Here is a 16,669-nt window from a genome sequence, read left to right on the forward strand (position 1 = left end):
CTCACCTTGCGCTTGCAGCGAACTTCCGCTTTCCGTGGTGGCCTCAACTGGTCGACGCAACACTCTAATCTTTTGGAAAAGATGGAGTGTTTGCCATGAAATATCGTCGTAGGATTTATTATTCAACTGAACAGCGTGCTGAGATTTGGGATAGGTGGCAGCGAGGCGAGTCGATGAGGTCGATTGGGCGCGTTTTTGATCGCCAATCATCCTCAGTCTTTTCCGTGATCTCACCAACGGGTGGGATACGCCCACCAGATCGCAGACGCGGCAGGTCAGCATTGAGCCTTTCTGAGCGCGAAGAAATATCCCGCGGGCTGAGCACCGAGCAGTCCTTGCGTGCGATTGCGCGTCAGTTGCGACGTGCGCCCTCGACGATCAGCCGAGAGGTGGGGCGCAATGGTGGCCTTGCAGGTTATCGTGCAACCGCGTCTGATCAAGCGGCGTGGGATCGGGCGCGGCGTCCCAAGATGTGCAAGCTGGCTTGTCACCCGAAGTTGGCCTGCGCAGTATCAGCAAAGCTGCGGCGCAAGTGGTCTCCCGAGCAGGTTGCGGGCTGGCTCAAACGCGCTTTCCCAGGAGAGGCGCACAAACAGGTGTCACACGAAACGATCTACAGAAGCCTTTATATACAGGCGCGAGGCGTCCTTAAAAAAGAACTCCTGGAGCATCTGCGCGCAAGACGGACTGTCAGGCGCTCCAAACACGCCAGCCAGAAGCGCAACGGGAATGGCCAGATTAAGAATGCTGTATCTATCAGCGAAAGGCCTGCGTCCGTCGAAGATCGCGCCGTTCCGGGCCACTGGGAAGGCGACTTGATTGGCGGATCCAAGAACAGCTATATCGCAACCCTCGTTGAGCGGCATTCACGGTACGTGATGCTGGTTAAAGTCGCCAACAAAGACACCGAGAGTGTCGTCACGGCGCTGATCAAGTCGGCTCAGAAGCTGCCCCGTGAGCTTTACAAATCTCTGACCTGGGATCGCGGAAAAGAACTGGCAGATCATCCGCGCTTTACGCTGGCCACGGATGTTGATGTCTACTTTTGCGACCCACAGTCGCCTTGGCAACGCGGATCAAACGAAAACACCAACCGGCTTTTGAGGCAGTATTTGCCGCGCGGTACCGACTTATCGGTCTATTCCCAAGCAAAGCTCAGTGCAATCGCAAGGCAACTCAACGAACGCCCTCGCAAGACCTTGCAATATCAAACGCCAGCAGAGAAGTTCGCAGAGTGTGTTGCGTTGACCCGTTGAGATCGCCGCCCATAGTGTCGAATGCTGCGATAACACAAAAGCACCGAAACTGCCCCCGATTAACTGACGTGAACGGCCCATTGCGGACCTTGGCGCATTGCGCAGCGAACGGCAGTTCCGAGCCCAGAGTCGCTGATGCTGCGCCGCGCACGAAGGTCAGGTTTAGGGCGGCTGGTTTAATCAACTTAGAACTTCTGGCTCATTGCGGACATTAAAAAGTTGAAATCTCCGCAACGCTGCGTCCTCCAAGCCGATATTGTTAGCTGCCATAAAAAGACAGAGACCGCCCAGCAGCTAACCTGAAATTTCGAGGGCAGGACCAACAATAAAGCAGTAATCCAATGATGATATCCTTGATCAAGTCTAGCATGGTCGAGAGATGAGAAGCCTTGAGCGCATTAGATGACCTAAGGCGCTGCAAACGTAGGCAAAGTCTTATCCCTTAACTGCAATGCAGGGGATAGAGGGCTGCGGGCGTTAAAAGCAACCACTCTTGTGGGTATGCAAGTTGGGTCGAGCCATGCAATCAAGGAGCATGGCAAGAATCAACCTTGAACAATTGAAGACATTTCTTGCCGTCGTGCGACTTGGCGGCGTGCGCAAGGCATCCAGCGGGATAAATCTTACGCAACCTGCGGTGACTGCGCGAATCAAAACATTGGAAGATGCGTTAGGCTGCATATTGTTTGATCGTAGTTCTGGCGGCATGAAGCTTACTAAACGCGGTGAGTTGCTTGTGGCGCATGCGGAAAAGTTTGAATATCTGTCTGAACTTGTCGAGAGTGAAGTGGTTGATCCCAAGGGCATTGAAGGACGCTTGCGTCTGGGCGTGTCTGAAACGATTGCACAATGTTGGCTGCCCGAATTGGTGGCGAAACTTCATCTGATTTATCCAAGTATTGAAATTGAATTTAACGTAGACATCTCCATCAACCTGCGTGCAGGAATTCTGAATCGTGAGATCGATCTCGCGATTTTGCTTGGGCCGATTTCGGACTATTCGGTTAACAATATCGCCCTGCCAGGGTTTGAGTTGGCGTGGTATGCGGCCAAAAATTCAGGCCCAGACGTTACAGGAAATGCCTATCTTTCACGCCCCGTTTTAACATATGCGCGGCACACTCGGCCATATCGTGAATTGAAAGAGATGCTTTTTGAGAAAGTCGGGCCGAATGTTTCGTTGTTTCCCTCATCGTCGCTTTCCGCCTGTTTTCGACTGGTTGAGGCAAATCTTGGGATCGCTGTATTGCCGCGCGCCTTGGGGGCCGATTACGTCGCCGCTGGGAAGATTGAAGAGTTTGATGCGGGGTGGGTGCCCAATCCGTTGGAGTTTTCGGCGTCCTATTTGGGTGAGCCCAAAAGTCATATGGTTCAGACCGCTGCAAAAACTGCCTATGAAGTGGCTGTTGCCTATCATCATGATAAAAAAGTTTGATCACTATCGAGTAAATTAATGAATTTGACCTGATCAAATATTCCTGTGACCCTCACCGAAAGCGGAGGGGATCAATTTGCATCAGACATATGAAACACTCAAAAGCGGGTCCTTGCAGCAAGTGCGGGCAGCCATTCGTTCTGGCGCATATCAGTCGCATACAGCAGGTCTTGGGCGCGGCTATTTGCAAGCCAATTTGGCGATCATGCCATCAATCTACGCGCTTGATTTCATGCGCTATTGTCAGCGCAACCCAAAGCCATGTCCCCTGACGGGTGTATCCGACACGGGCAATCCGATGATGTTTACTATGGGACGTGAGATCGACATTCGCACCGACGTGCCTGCATATAACATTTACCGCGACGGTAAGCTTGAGACGAGCCTGTCCGATATCAAAGACCTTTGGACCGACGATATGGTCGTCTTTGCGCTTGGCTGTTCGTTCACTTTTGAAAATGCACTGCAAAAAGCGGACGTGGCTGTCTGGCACATCGACAACAATAAGACCGTCCCTATGTTTCGTTCCAATATCGATACTGTGCCGTCTGGTCCGTTTTCTGGCAAAATGGTTGTTTCGATGCGCGCGATCCCAGAGCACCGCATTGATGAGGTAATCGCGATTTCCCGCCGCTTTCCATTGGCGCATGGCGCGCCTGTATATTGGGGCGATCCTGCGGGCCTTGGCATCTCCGACATCGCAAACCCCGATTGGGGGGATGCAGCCCCTGTGGGCGTGGGCGAGTTGCCAATGTTTTGGGCATGCGGCGTGACCCCGCAAGTTGCAATTGAAACCGCACAATTGCCGATCTGCATTACCCATAAACCTGGTCACATGTTGATCACTGACGTCGCTGAAGACGCCGAAAACCCAGTCATGACCTTCACAAACCCTTAAGAAACGATAACTCCAACAAGGAAAAAATCCATGAAAACCACAATCAGTATTCTCGCAGTCTCAGCCGCACTCGCGATGCCTGCCGCAGCGCAAGACATCGCCGTAGTTGGCAGCTGGTCCAGCCTGCCACTACATAAGCAATATGAAGCGCCATTCTGGACCGAGACTTTGCCCGCCGCTTCTGGTGGGAAACTTGCGGTGACAATGACCACGCATGACCAGATGAACCTCGGTGTAGGGGATGTATTTAGCTTGCTGGGCGATGGCGTCTATGACGTGGGCATGACTGTGGCCGACTATGCCGTCGCCGACGCGCCCGAACTTGAAGGTTTGGATGTGCCGCTCTTGGCGCTCACCGCCGATGAGGCACTGGCGATGGTCGATGCGGCCCGCCCGATGGTGGCCGACATTTTCGCACAGCGTTTCAACAGCCACCTTTTGGCGATTGCGCCATACCCACCGCAGGTCGTGTTTTGTAATGCCGAGATCGCTAGCCTTGATGACCTGAAAGGCAAGAAAGTTCGCGCTTCTGGCCGTATGACAGCAAAATTCCTTGAGGCATTGGGCGCAGAAGGCGTAAATGTCAGCTTTGCCGAGGTGCCTGGTGCTCTCCAAAAAGGCGTTGTTGATTGCGCGGTCACAGGCGCTGGCTCTGGCTACTCCGCTGGCTGGTGGGAAGTTTCCACCCATCTTTTGCCGATCCCTCTGGGCGGTTGGGATAGCGTTGTTACGGCTATGAATATGGACAAATGGAACGGCCTTGATGCAGAGACCCAAGCACTTATCACGTCGGAGATCGCAGCTAATTTCGAGGCTCCTGCATGGGCCAGCGCACAAGGCGCACTGGAAAGCGATATCGCCTGCCTGACAGGGAACGGCGAATGCACAGCGGGTGACGCGCATTCCATGATCCTTGTTGATGTATCCGACGCCGACTTTGCCCATGCACGTGACGTGTTGGTGACGGACGTGCTGCCAGAATGGGCAGAGCGCGCTGGCCCTGAGTGGACCGCACGTTGGAACGACACTGTCGGCGCGGCAGTTGGCGTCACAATCGCAGCAAAGTAATCGGCTCACCCAAGGAGGCCTCCAATGGCACAAAATATCCTCACGACACTGCGCAAGCTCAACCACGCAATCGCGATCCTGATTGGGATCATGCTGTTGATCTGTGCAGCGGTCATACTGCTGGATATTGTGATGCGCCAATTGGGGGCCTCTCTTGGCGGCACCGATGAAATTAGCGGCTATGTCATGGCCATCGCGACCTCTTGGGGCATGGGATATACGTTACTCGAGCTGGGCCATGTGCGTATTGATCTGTTACGGGGAAAGACAGGCCCGCGTGGACGTGCTCTTTTCGATTTGGGATCGATGTTGATCCTGTCGAGCACGGTGACGTTGATTGCCGTGATGTCTTGGCCGGTTTTGGCCCGCTCACTTGAGAATTCATCTACAGCCAATACCCCGCTGGAAACACCGCTTGCTTGGGTGCAAACGCCTTGGTTCTTAGGGTGGGTTTGGTTTGCTGTTGTCTCGTGGCTTACCTTTGTCGCGGCCGTGATGTTGGTGCGCAAAGGTGAATTTAGTCAATCCGAGGCCGCCATTGGTGCCTTTGGTGAAGAGGAGGCAGCACTATGATCGGGTCTATTGCAATCGGCCTGTTGGGCCTGCTGACACTCTCCATTCCTGTTGGCATCGTCTTGTTTCTTTTGGGTTTTGGGATCGACGCATTCTATAGCCCATTTCCCCTGATCAAGGGCTTGGGCAATCTTGTCTGGTCCACTTCGAACAACGCTACACTGATCGCCATTCCGTTCTTTGTGATGCTGGGCGAAATCCTTGTCCGCTCTGGCATCGCGACCCGCACATACGCGGCGCTTGACCATTGGGTAAGCTGGCTGCCCGGCGGCTTGGTGCATGCCAATATCGCGACAGCGACAATGTTTTCGGCCACCTCTGGCTCTTCCGTCGCCACGGCCGCGACGGTGGCCACCGTGGCCATGCCGCAGGCCGAGAAATTGGGCTATGATCCAAAACTCTTTTCAGGTGCCATCGCCGCAGGTGGCACGCTAGGCATCATGATCCCGCCGTCGATCAACCTGATCGTCTATGGCTTCCTGACCCAAACCTCGATCCCGCGGTTGTTTCTTGCAGGGCTCATCCCCGGTCTGGCGTTGGCGGTGGGCTTTATGGTGATCACGATCATCATTTGCATGATCCGCCCGTCTCTTGGTGGTCCGCGCCGCGTGTTTCCGTTTCCGAAAATGCTGCGCGCACTATTGCAGCTGGGTCCCATCATCCTGCTGTTCACGGTGATCATTGGCACGATTTATAAGGGCTGGGCCACGCCCACCGAGGCCGCGGCCGTTGGTGTCGCAGGGGCAATCGTCATCGCAGCCTTCTTTGGTGGCGTCACCTTCAAGATGTTTGGCGAAAGCATACTCGGCACGGTCAAGATCACCTCCATGATTATGCTCGTCGTTATCGGCGCTTCGTTCCTGAACTTCACGCTGGCTTCCGCAGGGCTTGGCCGCGAATTGCAGGCCTTTCTTGAAGGGATGGGGCTGTCGCCGCTTGGCACCATTCTCGTCGTGGTTCTGATCTACATCGTGCTTGGGTTCTTTATCGAGACTCTCTCGCTCATGGTTGTGACGATCCCGATCATCGTGCCGCTGGTTGTGGCCCAAGGCTTTGATCCGATCTGGTTTGGCATTCTGATGATCGTGCTGGTCGAGATGGCCCTGATCACGCCGCCCGTCGGTCTGAACCTCTACGTCGTGCATGGCGCGCGCAAAAGTGGTAAGATGTCGGATGTGATGCTTGGCGCGATCCCTTATGCTTTCGCGATGCTTGTCATGGTTGCGGCGCTGATTGCCTTTCCGCAAATTGCGCTCATGCTGCCCAACGCCTTACAATAGGGTCATGACAAAGATGCAAAACGGCACATGGCCAAATGTCAAAACTGCAGGGTTTGATGGATTCCTGATCAGCTTTGGTGATCAGCTCAATGAACCTGCAAACCGGGCAGCCTTGGCGTTTCGTGACGCGGTAGAGCGTGCGAATTTGGCTGCTGTGCAAGAGACCTCGACCTCGCTTGTCTCAACTTACCTGCGGTTTGATCCGTTGGCCTTTGATCACGCAGCGATGCGGGAGGCATTGATGGCGCTCTTGGCAGATCGCAATTGGTTCGAGGCCGACTTGCCACAAGGGCGTAAACTGTGGCGGGTGCCTACCGTTTATGAGGGCGATTTCGCGCCGCAATTGGACGAGGCAGCGCAGGCCGCAGGGTTAACCCGCGCCGAGGCCATCGCGTCGATTTCCACTAGTCGCGTGCGGGTGCAAACCATCGGCTTCGCTCCGGGCATGCCCTATTTGGGCGCATTGCCTGAGGTATGGAACATCCCGCGCCAAACGGCGCTGAATGCGCAAACTCCCGCAGGCGGGCTTTGTGTTGCGATCAGGCAATTGGTGCTGTTTCCAGTGGCCACCCCAACGGGCTGGCGACATATCGGGCAAACAGCGTTTCGCCTGTTCCGCCCCGAAACAGATGCGCCATTCGTGCTGCGCCCCGGTGACGAGGTGATGTTTGCACAGACCACGCCTGAGGCCTTTGCTAAAATGCAAAGCGACCCCGATGGTGGCGCCGTCAGCGAGGCCATCACATGAGCAGAGCCCTCACAGTGCTGCGCGCAGGACCTGCCATTTCGGTGCAGGATCAAGGCCGCGTGGGTTATCTGGCTTTTGGCCTCTCGCGTGGCGGGGCCGCCGATGGCTTGGCCTTACTGGAAGGGGCCGCTTTGCTGGGCCAAGATTCAAAACTTGCGGCCCTTGAGATGGGCGGCATGGGGGGTGAATTTGAGGTTTCCGAGCAAGTTCGGATAGCCCTGACTGGTGCGCCAATGCGCACGAGCATTGATGGTGTGAACATCCAGTGGAACGCGAGCCACCTGCTTGAAACGGGAGCACGGCTCAGTATCGGGGCGGCGACTTCAGGCAGCTACGGCTATCTGCATATCGGTGGCGGATTTAGCGCAGACCTCATGCTTGGCGCACAAAGTGCTCATCTGGCGGCGGGCATCGGTAAGATGCTCGGGGATGGCGACACATTGCAAATCGGCCCCGACGCGCAAACCCTCACAGGGCAAAAGATTATCGCAGAGCCACGCTTTGAAGGTGGCACCGTGCGGATCGTGCCAAGCCTGCAGACCGAATTTTTCGCGCCATCCGAAATTGCGCGGTTTGAAGCGACCTCGTTCAAGCGCGACACGCGCGGCAACCGTATGGGCGTGCGGATTATCCCAGAAGGCGAAGGGTTTAAAACCGAAGCGGGCCTTACGATCCTGTCAGAAGTGATCGTGCCGGGTGACGTGCAGGTTACTGGCGACGGCACGCCGTTTGTTTTGCTGTCGGAGTGTCAAACGACAGGGGGCTATCCGCGCATAGGGTCGGTGTTGCCAATGGATTTGGCGCGCGTCGCGCAGGCGCGCGCTGGGGCGACGCTCAGGTTCCAATTCGTCACGTTGCAAGAGGCCCTTGTCTTGGAACGGCGCGAAGCCACGCGGCGCAAGGCTTTGCGCGGAACGATGCAACCGATGATCCGTAATCCACATGACATCGCGGACTTGCTCTCGTATCAATTGATCAGCGGCGCCACTGCGGGCGACGACCTTGAAAGGGAGACACCATGACCACGACTGTCGATCTCAACGCCGATATGGGCGAAAGCTTTGGGCCTTGGGTCATGGGTGATGATTTTGCCCTGCTTGATGTGGTCAGTTCCGCCAATATAGCCTGCGGCTTTCACGCTGGTGATGCAGTTGTGATGGCCAAAACCATGGCAGCGGCGCACCAGCGCGGCGTGGGCATCGGCGCACATCCTGGTTTCGACGATCTGCAAGGGTTTGGACGGCAGCGCATGCAGCTGAACGGCGCAAGCCTCGGCAATATCGTGCAATATCAACTCGGTGCGGCACTTGCGATGGCGCAGGCGCAAGGTGCCAAAGTGCGGCACCTCAAACTTCACGGCGCGATGGCAAACATGGCCGCCGAAGATAAAGCCATGGCGCTGACTTGTTACCGCGCGGCGCTTGCCGTGGCCCCCGACATCATTATTATGGTGCTTGCAGGCACGGCGCAACAGACGGCAGCGACAGAGCTCTGCTGTAAAATGGCCTGCGAAATTTTCTCCGACCGCGCCTATAACGACGATGCAACGTTGGTTGATCGCAGCCTGCCAGGCGCAGTGATCCACGACGCAGCATTTGCTGCAAGCCGCATGGTCGAGATGGTGAAAGCAGGTGCAATCATTACGCAAAGCGGCAAACATATCCCGACACCGATCGATACCATTTGCCTGCATGGCGACACCGCCGAGGCGGTCGATATTGCCACCCAAACGCGTGCAGCACTTGAGGCGGCGGGTATTTCAATAACAAGGTTTAATGGTTTTTAGTTTTAAGCAAGCGGTCTTCCATGGTGCGACATGTCGTTCACTTTTCGAGCGATAAATACCTAGCGCACTTTATTGGAAGTAGGTGCACAAGGCGCGCTCGCAGCGAATGTCTGCTTTCCGCCCGCGCTGTGTTTCGCTGCAAGCGTAGCATAGAATAAACGGCCATTGGTTCGAAAGTCGCAAAGGTCGGCTTTGTCCGCATAGCAGACCTCTGTGCAAACCGCAGCGAAAGTCCGGTTTCCGCCCTTAGCGACGATTGCTGCACTAGAAAAAGAAATATACCTTAGGCATGTATGCTGCCCTTAGGCGAAGCACCTCAGCTTAGTTCTGCCACGCTGGTTGCCTCCTCCCGCAACCAATACCGGCAAACAAGCCTCCTTCGGTGGCTTTCGGCGTTTTGGGACTTCCCAATGGGTCTCAAAACGCGCTTGGTGCCAACATGTCAGATCCTGTCGTTCTTGGGTTTGCCTCTCTTCACCCTCGTAGTCTTGCCAAAGTGCGCATGCATGCCATCCGTTGAGATTTTGACAGCAGTCTTGGTCAAGGCCGTGATTGCGCCTACGTGGTGTATTGTCTGCCTTTCTCACTTGTTCTTTCCACTGGACTTCATCGCCACGGGAAGCGTCACTGGTGCGACGCCGACGCGTTTGAGGTGTCGCCGTTGCCGCCCGAATGCCGGGCTCTGCTCAGTACAAGGGGAGGAGTACCCGCCCCAGGATCGAAGCGGAGATAATTATGGATCTAGTTGAGCACGGCTTAGCCCTCAACGCGCGTCTGATACAGCCTGCAGCGTGCGCGCAGAGAAGGCTGCACGAGACTAAAAAGGGCGGACTGATCAGCCCGCCATCCAAAGCAATTAACGCGGCGCCACAAATCTGGGCGGACCTTGTTCAAGACGCCCCCCTGGCAGACCGTGCAACCTGCCTTGAAGTCTGGCGGCAGGTGTTTGATGCCCCACCCCCCAAGCGCTTGTCTGTCGGGTTCTTGCGAAAGGCAATCCTCCATGAACAACAGTGTCAGAAACACGGGCGCGTACCAAAACAAACCCTGCGGCGCCTGCAGGTCATGGCGAGTGGGAAAATGCCAAACACCTGCTCGACGTCCTCTCTGAAACCCGGAGCACATCTGATGCGGGAGTGGAACGGACGAACTTATCAGGTTGAGGTGGTCACGCAGGGTTTTGTGATGGATGGCCAGACCTATAAATCCCTGTCTGCCATCGCAAAACGCATCACGGGTGCGCACTGGTCTGGCCCGCGCTTCTTCGGACTTACGCAATGAAGCCCAAGATCCGCTGCGCGATTTATACCCGTAAATCCTCCGAAGATGGCTTGGAGCAGGAGTTCAACTCGCTGGATGCCCAAAGGGAGGCCTGCACCGCTTACATCACAAGCCAGAGAGCTGAAGGCTGGATGTTGTTGCCGGAAGCCTATGACGATGGTGGCATCTCTGGCGGGACCTTAAAGCGGCCCGCTTTGCAACGCCTGCTCACAGATCTTGACGAAGGACGGGTCGATCAGATCGTTGTCTACAAGATTGACCGCCTGTCACGGTCTCTGGCGGACTTCGCAAAGATTGTGGATCGGCTGGATGGGGTAGGGGCGTCTTTTGTCTCCGTCACCCAGTCGTTCAATACCGCTACCAGCATGGGGCGGCTGACCCTGAACATGCTGTTGTCGTTTGCCCAGTTTGAGCGCGAGGTCACGGCAGAACGAATTCGGGATAAGATCGCCGCCTCCAAACGCAGGGGGCTCTGGATGGGCGGTAACGTCCCGCTGGGATACGATCCAAGCGGTCGAACCCTGTCAATCAAGGAAGTAGAAGCGAAGACAGTGCGCACGCTCTATGATCTCTACAGGGAGCACGGCAACATCCGTCTGGTCAAAGAGCGGGCGGATGGTTTGAACCTGCGGTCAAAGCAGACGGTCACGGCCGCGGGCGTGACAAGAGGTGGCACAGCGTTCGATCGCGGCCACATTCACCATATCCTGACCAATCCGATTTATGCCGGGCGCATCCGGCATCACAAAAATATCTATGAGGGATTGCACGAGCCGATTATTGATCCCGAGGTGTGGGATCAGGTTCAGCGAAGATTGATGGAAAACCACGCGCGGATCCGCGGAGAAAAGAACGCGGCCCACCCGTCGCCCCTCGCAGGAAAATTGTTTGATGAAACAGGTGACCGGTTGACGCCAAGCCATTCTAGCAAAAATGGCAAAAGACTGCGGTACTATATCTCGAGGCGCTTGGTGACGGATCGCAGCGCAAACCATCCCGAGGCCTGGCGACTACCCGCGCCGCAACTCGAAGCAGCGATAGCCAGAGCCGTCGCGGAACATGTTTCAGCGCCAGGGTTTCTGCCGAGGACCATTCCGGGCATCATGGCAACCGATGTTGACCAATTCCGACAGCGTATGGACACTTTGGCTTCTAATCTGAATTCAAAATCCACAGTGAGCAGTTGGGCAGACTTGATTGCCAAAACCATCATTGAGCCGGGATCGCTTGCAATCGCTTTAAACGCACAGTTCATTGCAGATCATCTGGGCCTGAAGGCGGATCGGCTTGAATCGGATGCCCTGCATATCACTGCGGCCTTCCGGCTTCGGCGCAGAGGTGTTGAAACAAAGATCATCCTTGGCAGCAGTCCTCCCGAGATCGACCAGACCCTGCTCCGCAATATCGCGAGCGGGATAGGTTGGTACACGGCAATCAGAAACGGCACTACATTTGAAGAAATAGCGGCGCGCGAAGGAAGCTCTGTCCGTCGGATCCAAGCAGTGACGAATCTCGCGTTTCTCTCGCCGACCATGATTGAGCGTGCTGTTAATGGAACTCTGCCGCATCACATTACAACAGACTATCTTCTCAAGAAGGGCTTTGCTTCTGACTGGGCCCAGCAAGACGACTTGCTCACTTAGTCTGTCGGCAAACACGTCAACACCAGAACCTGTCACAACGCAAACTTACCCCAAACTCGCACCGCGGAAATGTCGAAGAGAGATATTGGCCATATGATGGCCGTATTTGCTCTCTGAAGAGCGTCTCTCCTTGAATGTCGTACAGGCAAGTCGCTGAAACCACGCCACAAAAGGGCGGGTACTTCGTACGTTCAAAAAGAGAAGAAGTGTTTGGCTGGGATGGTAGGATTCGAACCATCACTACATCATTTGATGCACCCCAATTAACGCCCTATTTTCAAAGGCTTACAAGGAGATGGCCATCGCAATTGTCTGGGCGCTCGCCGTTGAGGAGGGAGTTCTGGAGTATCCCGCCATTCACTTTATGAGGATATCACGGAACCGGTTGCGGGTTCTCGTCGGGGCGCTGCATCATCAATTTAGGAGCCGGATCGCTTGAGCATCACACTTACGCAAACTGCGACCGTGCAAAAGCCAGTCCCAGACTTTTAGCGGGATCCGGCCGATTCACGGCATGATCCGAGTCTGGCGTATCCAAATACCCTGAAATGTCCGCGAAAACACCGGGTAAAATACGATATTATATAGTGTTATCAATATGTTATGAGTGTTGGCTGGGATGGTAGGATTCGAACCTACGATCTGCGCTACCAAAAAGCGTTGCCCTACCACTAGGCCACATCCCAACTGCTTGCGGGTTTTACGACGGGATTGCGGAGTCTTCAAGCCCTGATTTAGTAAAAAGTCGGGATTTTTATCGGAAGGGCGTTTGGTTGGCGTCTCAATGGGAATACCTTAAGCTTTCCGCAACAAAATCAGCCGAGTGAACCCATTTTGAGGCAGGAAATGGAGTGTTTCTGTTTCCTATTGATTCAGAGTGGGTTCATTGGCTGCAAGGGGCGCGGACTCAAATTTTCTGGTCATACTCCCCAACGAGTGGCTCGGTGCGGATTATGGCGTCAATATCGGCAAAAATTGCGTGCATTTCAGATTCGCTCTCTGGGCTTTCGCAGACGACGACCAGATTGGGTGTATTCGAGCTTGCGCGCACGAGGCCCCAAGCGCCGTTGTCGAGGATGATGCGGGCGCCGTTTACGGTTACGACTTGCTTGATCTTGCGGCCCGCGATTAAGCCGCCTGAAGTTTCCAAAGTGACGATTTTTGCGACTAAACGCTCCAACACATGGTATTTTTCCGTGTCAGAACAATAAGGTGACATCGTGGGGGTAGCCCATGTTTGAGGCAAGGCTTTTCGTAGGTCTGACATTTTCATGTCCGGATTTCGGTCCATAAGTTTGCAGATTTCAACGGCCACGCGCAAGCCGCAATCATAGCCCCGCCCAATCGGTTCGGCGAGGAAGTAGTGTCCGGATTTTTCAAACCCTGCGAGCGCTCCGAGTTCTTTTACACGGCGTTTCATATGGCTGTGGCCGGTTTTCCAATAGTCGGCGGTGGCGCCATTTTTGATGAGCTCGGGGTCCGAGGCAAAAAGTCCAGTCGATTTGACGTCTGCAACAAAGGTGGCGTTGGGGTAAATTTTCGAGAGATCCCGCGCCATGATAACCCCGACTTTGTCAGCGAATATCTCTTCGCCTTCATCGTCGACGACGCCACATCTGTCACCGTCGCCGTCGAATCCAAGGGCGAAGTCCGCTCCTGATGCGCGCACGCTATCGGCCATGTCGTGGAGCATTTCGAGGGCCTCAGGATTTGGGTTATAGTGCGGGAAAGTGTAGTCGAGATCTGTGTGGCTTGGTACGACTTCAGCCCCTATGCGTTCAAAGACAGCAGGCCCAAAGGCGGCCGCCGTTCCGTTGCCCGTTGCGCACACAACTTTGAGCTTTCGCGTCATTTTGAAGTCGCCGACAAGATCGTCAATATAGGCTTCCCTTACCCCGTCGACAAATTCGTAGGCCCCACCGGGGGTGGCAATGCCTTCGCCATTGAGGACAATGTCGCGCAGTTCGGACATCTCGTCCGGGCCATGGGTAAGAGGGCGTTCAAAGCCCATTTTGACGCCGGTCCAGCCGTTGGGATTGTGGCTTGCGGTGACCATTGCAACTGCAGGGACATCAAGATGGAATTGAGCGAAATAGGCCATTGGGGAAACCGCAGGACCGATGTCTTTGACGGTAATTCCAGCCTGCATCAGACCCAACATCAGAGCATTTTTTATCGACAAAGAATAATCGCGGTAATCATTGGCTACGACGATAATCGGTGGGATGCCGCGACGCCGCATTTGCGTGCCAAGTCCAAGCCCGAGTGACGTGATCCCAACAAGGTTTATTTCTTCGGGAAATTTCCAGCGTGCGTCGTACTCGCGAAAACCAGTGGGTACAATCATAGGGTCGCGCAGAAATTCCCACGTGTTGGGGCTAACGGATTTAGCGGGAGTTGCCATTGAAAAAACGTCCTTAAATGTTTGTTGTGGGCTCGTTGAAAGCACTTATGAAGTTATCTGTTCACGCAAAATGGAAGCGGTGAGGGACGCCATTAGGTAAATGCCAGAAAAGATAAAAAACGCGAGGATCGTATTCTCGAACGCGCGCGGATAACTCGGGGCATCGGGGGCATTCGGGGCGGCAACCGTCACGAGGTAGCGTGTTTGACGGCCAGCCTCGATCCGCGCAACTTCCATTTGTTGGAGTGATGTTTGAAGCATCAGAACGCGGGTGGCGAGTTCGCTTTCCGCGACTTGGAGTTCGCCTTGAATGCGTGCAAGCGAAAGCCCGTCGCTGCGCCCCTCGGTAAGTTGCGCGCGCAGATCGTGGATTACGGTTTTGCGGTTGGCAATTCCTCGCTCCAGTGTCTCTACTTTGGTTTGGTTGGGCCGCTCGTTGGCCATGAGTTCCTGAAGCGCGATCGAGTCTTCGGTTACCCGCAATTCAAGCGCAGAAATGCGGGTGGTCAGGAGGCTAACCTCTATTTCGGTGCTGATAACATTATATAATTCCTTGAGTTCAATAACCCGCTGCTGTGCGCCCTCCATTGCGATTTCGGCGTCACTATAGCTTTCACTCGCACCGCTCATTTGGTCATTGCGTACACGTTGACTTAGATTATCAATGGTTTCTTCGGCATAGGAAATAAGCGCCCGCGCAAAGGCCTCGGCGTTTTCAGGCTCGTAAGCAATGACCTCCATTTGAATGACGCCCTCAGTGGGATCAAACCCGATTTTGACGTTCTTTTTATAGAGTTTATAGGTCTCTTCATAGGATGCGTCACGCGGGAGCCGTTGAACGGGGTCAATAAAGGAGGCACTCATGCGTTCGCGATACCCTAAGTCTCTGTCGAGGCGCAGCATCGCATCGCGATTGAGGAGGTAAGTTTGGACAACGATGGAATCTGTATCGCCAAATTGTGTGCCTGCCAAAAGGCTTTTGGATCCCGCAGGTCCTTGAGATTGCTCAACCTTTAGGACGGAACTTGTAGCGTACATCGGGGTGGCCAACACGTAATAATAGTAGCCAGCCAAAAACGTGGGTAGGAAGATGAAAAACGCCAGACGCGCAAAAAGCATCGCGAGATTGCGACGACGGCGGCGTACAATATCGCGCTGAATACGGCTGATTTCTGCTATGCCATCGTCGGGTGGAGCGAGCTCTGTTGTTGGAAGATTTGAGCCCGTTACCGGCATGGTCTGTGGCAACATGAAACCGTCGTTCGTCGCGGAGGACTCTTCGGCGGAAACCAACTCAAGCATATTGGCGCGCTTAAACGGGTCGATACCTTTCGCACGCAGCAGGCGGACGGCATCAAAATCCGACGTCGGTGCTAGCGCATGTTTTTGGGCGACACGACGCGCCATACGCAATTGGCGACCCGTCAGGTTTTCGCGGCGAATGTTGGCAATATCCTGATCTGGTGGGGTCGAGCCCTCGGCGCTGGACGTGTTTGCTTGCGGGGTCTCTTCGGGGGGGGGAGTCAGGCCGGAATTTCGCGCCACTGCCGACATTGTTAGGCCCGCAGTGAGCGGAGTAGGGTTTTCGGTTGCAGCTTTGATAACACCGCGCCGGATGTTGAATCGCTTAGCTCTTGGTTTCGTAGTCATAGAGCCTCTTTGCTTCTTCTAGGGTGTCAAACATATGCAATCGACCACGATGGAGGACGGCAGCCGATTTGCAGAATTTTTCAAGGGTTTTGGCCTGATGGGATACGATTATGACGGTTGCTTTGCGCAGACGATCCCGCAGTAACGTCCCCGCTTTACGATTGAATTCGACGTCCGTTGTCGACGGCATCCCCTCATCGATGAGGTAGATATCAAAATCGAGCGCCAACATCAGCGCGAAACTAAAACGCGCCCGCATTCCAGCGCTATAGGTGCCTACGGGGCGATCAAAATATTCCTCAAGCGCACAGAGCCAACGGCAAAAGGCCTCAATGTAATCCGGGTCCAAACCATAAAGGCGGGCAATATAGCGTGAATTTTCCATCGCGGAATGTTTGGTAGAGATGCCGCCCATAAAGCCAAGCGGAAAAGAAATCCGGCAGTTGCGATTGATTGTGCCCTCATCGGGTTTTTCAAGGCCAGCCATCATATTGATGAGGGTCGTTTTTCCGGTGCCGTTGGGGGCAAGGATACCCATAGAATTGCCAAGTTCGACGCGAAACGACGCTTGCTCAAGAATAACCTTGCGCTGCGTTCCGGTCCAAAAGGACTTACTGACTTCTATAAATTCGAGCATTGCTCGCCTC

14 protein-coding genes and 1 tRNA gene are annotated in these 16,669 nt (G+C 54.7%); 11 read left to right on the plus strand and 4 right to left on the minus strand.

Annotation, left to right across the window (positions count from 1 at the left end; genetic code table 11):
* Nucleotides 1–95: 95 nt before the first annotated feature.
* The 11 genes from AB9F27_RS00050 to AB9F27_RS00100 all read left to right on the plus strand — a co-directional run bounded on the left by AB9F27_RS00050 (nt 96) and on the right by AB9F27_RS00100 (nt 11,968).
* A complete protein-coding gene (locus tag AB9F27_RS00050) occupies nt 96–1,256 on the plus strand; it encodes an IS30 family transposase (RefSeq protein ID WP_369757428.1) in 1,161 nt (386 codons plus the stop codon).
* A 535-nt stretch (nt 1,257–1,791) separates the two neighbouring features.
* Nucleotides 1,792–2,691 (plus strand): LysR family transcriptional regulator, encoded by a 900-nt coding sequence (locus AB9F27_RS00055; protein WP_369757429.1) that lies wholly within the window; start codon nt 1,792–1,794, stop codon nt 2,689–2,691.
* Between the two features lie 76 nt (nt 2,692–2,767).
* Entirely contained in the window at nt 2,768–3,589 is an 822-nt protein-coding gene (locus AB9F27_RS00060; protein ID WP_369757430.1) for a putative hydro-lyase, read from the plus strand.
* A gap of 30 nt (nt 3,590–3,619) precedes the next feature.
* Nucleotides 3,620–4,657: a TRAP transporter substrate-binding protein gene (locus AB9F27_RS00065; RefSeq protein WP_369757431.1), complete on the plus strand. Its 1,038-nt coding sequence runs from the start codon at nt 3,620–3,622 to the stop codon at nt 4,655–4,657.
* 24 nt (nt 4,658–4,681) lie between these two features.
* Nucleotides 4,682–5,230: a TRAP transporter small permease subunit gene (locus AB9F27_RS00070; RefSeq protein ID WP_369757432.1), complete on the plus strand. Its 549-nt coding sequence runs from the start codon at nt 4,682–4,684 to the stop codon at nt 5,228–5,230.
* Nucleotides 5,227–6,510: a TRAP transporter large permease gene (locus tag AB9F27_RS00075; protein ID WP_369757433.1), complete on the plus strand. Its 1,284-nt coding sequence runs from the start codon at nt 5,227–5,229 to the stop codon at nt 6,508–6,510. Before AB9F27_RS00070 ends, AB9F27_RS00075 begins: the two co-directional genes overlap by 4 nt.
* Before the next feature lie 4 nt (nt 6,511–6,514).
* Nucleotides 6,515–7,258, plus strand: coding sequence for an allophanate hydrolase subunit 1 (locus tag AB9F27_RS00080; RefSeq protein WP_369757434.1), 744 nt, complete (start codon nt 6,515–6,517; stop codon nt 7,256–7,258).
* Nucleotides 7,255–8,280: a biotin-dependent carboxyltransferase family protein gene (locus AB9F27_RS00085; protein ID WP_369757435.1), complete on the plus strand. Its 1,026-nt coding sequence runs from the start codon at nt 7,255–7,257 to the stop codon at nt 8,278–8,280. Before AB9F27_RS00080 ends, AB9F27_RS00085 begins: the two co-directional genes overlap by 4 nt.
* Nucleotides 8,277–9,044, plus strand: coding sequence for a LamB/YcsF family protein (locus tag AB9F27_RS00090; RefSeq protein WP_369757436.1), 768 nt, complete (start codon nt 8,277–8,279; stop codon nt 9,042–9,044). The genes AB9F27_RS00085 and AB9F27_RS00090 overlap by 4 nt, the downstream gene beginning before the upstream one ends.
* A gap of 735 nt (nt 9,045–9,779) precedes the next feature.
* On the plus strand, nt 9,780–10,325 hold the full coding sequence (locus AB9F27_RS00095; protein ID WP_369757437.1) for a DUF2924 domain-containing protein: 546 nt from the start codon (nt 9,780–9,782) through the stop codon (nt 10,323–10,325).
* Nucleotides 10,322–11,968: a recombinase family protein gene (locus tag AB9F27_RS00100; protein ID WP_369757438.1), complete on the plus strand. Its 1,647-nt coding sequence runs from the start codon at nt 10,322–10,324 to the stop codon at nt 11,966–11,968. The genes AB9F27_RS00095 and AB9F27_RS00100 overlap by 4 nt, the downstream gene beginning before the upstream one ends.
* A gap of 611 nt (nt 11,969–12,579) precedes the next feature.
* Here AB9F27_RS00100 and AB9F27_RS00105 read toward each other — a convergent pair.
* The 4 genes from AB9F27_RS00105 to AB9F27_RS00120 form a co-directional block, all read right to left on the minus strand.
* Nucleotides 12,580–12,654: transfer RNA gene (locus tag AB9F27_RS00105), tRNA-Gln, on the minus strand.
* A 221-nt stretch (nt 12,655–12,875) separates the two neighbouring features.
* Nucleotides 12,876–14,372 carry a phosphomannomutase/phosphoglucomutase gene (locus tag AB9F27_RS00110; RefSeq protein WP_335585965.1) on the minus strand — a complete coding sequence of 499 codons (1,497 nt, stop codon included), beginning with the start codon at nt 14,370–14,372 and terminating at the stop codon, nt 12,876–12,878.
* A 45-nt stretch (nt 14,373–14,417) separates the two neighbouring features.
* The gene (locus AB9F27_RS00115) at nt 14,418–16,022 is read right to left on the minus strand and encodes a capsule biosynthesis protein (protein ID WP_335585966.1); all 1,605 of its coding nucleotides are present in this window, start codon (nt 16,020–16,022) and stop codon (nt 14,418–14,420) included.
* Complete coding sequence (locus AB9F27_RS00120) at nt 16,000–16,659, minus strand: ABC transporter ATP-binding protein (RefSeq protein ID WP_039003940.1); 660 nt, start codon at nt 16,657–16,659, stop codon at nt 16,000–16,002. Before AB9F27_RS00120 ends, AB9F27_RS00115 begins: the two co-directional genes overlap by 23 nt.
* Nucleotides 16,660–16,669 lie beyond the last annotated feature (10 nt).

The sequence above is a fragment of the Falsihalocynthiibacter sp. CO-5D18 genome (assembly GCF_041205445.1).
Lineage (GTDB): Bacteria > Pseudomonadota > Alphaproteobacteria > Rhodobacterales > Rhodobacteraceae > Falsihalocynthiibacter > Falsihalocynthiibacter arcticus.

What these genes read in the sequence shown, in the direction of transcription:
- AB9F27_RS00050 (WP_369757428.1), top strand. Translation starts at nt 96, where the DNA reads ATGAAATATCGTCGTAGGATTTATTATTCAACTGAACAGCGTGCTGAG.
- AB9F27_RS00055 (WP_369757429.1), top strand. Translation starts at nt 1,792, where the DNA reads ATGGCAAGAATCAACCTTGAACAATTGAAGACATTTCTTGCCGTCGTG.
- AB9F27_RS00065 (WP_369757431.1), top strand. Translation starts at nt 3,620, where the DNA reads ATGAAAACCACAATCAGTATTCTCGCAGTCTCAGCCGCACTCGCGATG.
- AB9F27_RS00070 (WP_369757432.1), top strand. Translation starts at nt 4,682, where the DNA reads ATGGCACAAAATATCCTCACGACACTGCGCAAGCTCAACCACGCAATC.
- AB9F27_RS00075 (WP_369757433.1), top strand. Translation starts at nt 5,227, where the DNA reads ATGATCGGGTCTATTGCAATCGGCCTGTTGGGCCTGCTGACACTCTCC.
- AB9F27_RS00080 (WP_369757434.1), top strand. Translation starts at nt 6,515, where the DNA reads ATGACAAAGATGCAAAACGGCACATGGCCAAATGTCAAAACTGCAGGG.
- AB9F27_RS00085 (WP_369757435.1), top strand. Translation starts at nt 7,255, where the DNA reads ATGAGCAGAGCCCTCACAGTGCTGCGCGCAGGACCTGCCATTTCGGTG.
- AB9F27_RS00090 (WP_369757436.1), top strand. Translation starts at nt 8,277, where the DNA reads ATGACCACGACTGTCGATCTCAACGCCGATATGGGCGAAAGCTTTGGG.
- AB9F27_RS00095 (WP_369757437.1), top strand. Translation starts at nt 9,780, where the DNA reads ATGGATCTAGTTGAGCACGGCTTAGCCCTCAACGCGCGTCTGATACAG.
- AB9F27_RS00100 (WP_369757438.1), top strand. Translation starts at nt 10,322, where the DNA reads ATGAAGCCCAAGATCCGCTGCGCGATTTATACCCGTAAATCCTCCGAA.
- AB9F27_RS00110 (WP_335585965.1), bottom strand. Translation starts at nt 14,372, where the DNA reads ATGGCAACTCCCGCTAAATCCGTTAGCCCCAACACGTGGGAATTTCTG.
- AB9F27_RS00115 (WP_335585966.1), bottom strand. Translation starts at nt 16,022, where the DNA reads ATGACTACGAAACCAAGAGCTAAGCGATTCAACATCCGGCGCGGTGTT.
- AB9F27_RS00120 (WP_039003940.1), bottom strand. Translation starts at nt 16,659, where the DNA reads ATGCTCGAATTTATAGAAGTCAGTAAGTCCTTTTGGACCGGAACGCAG.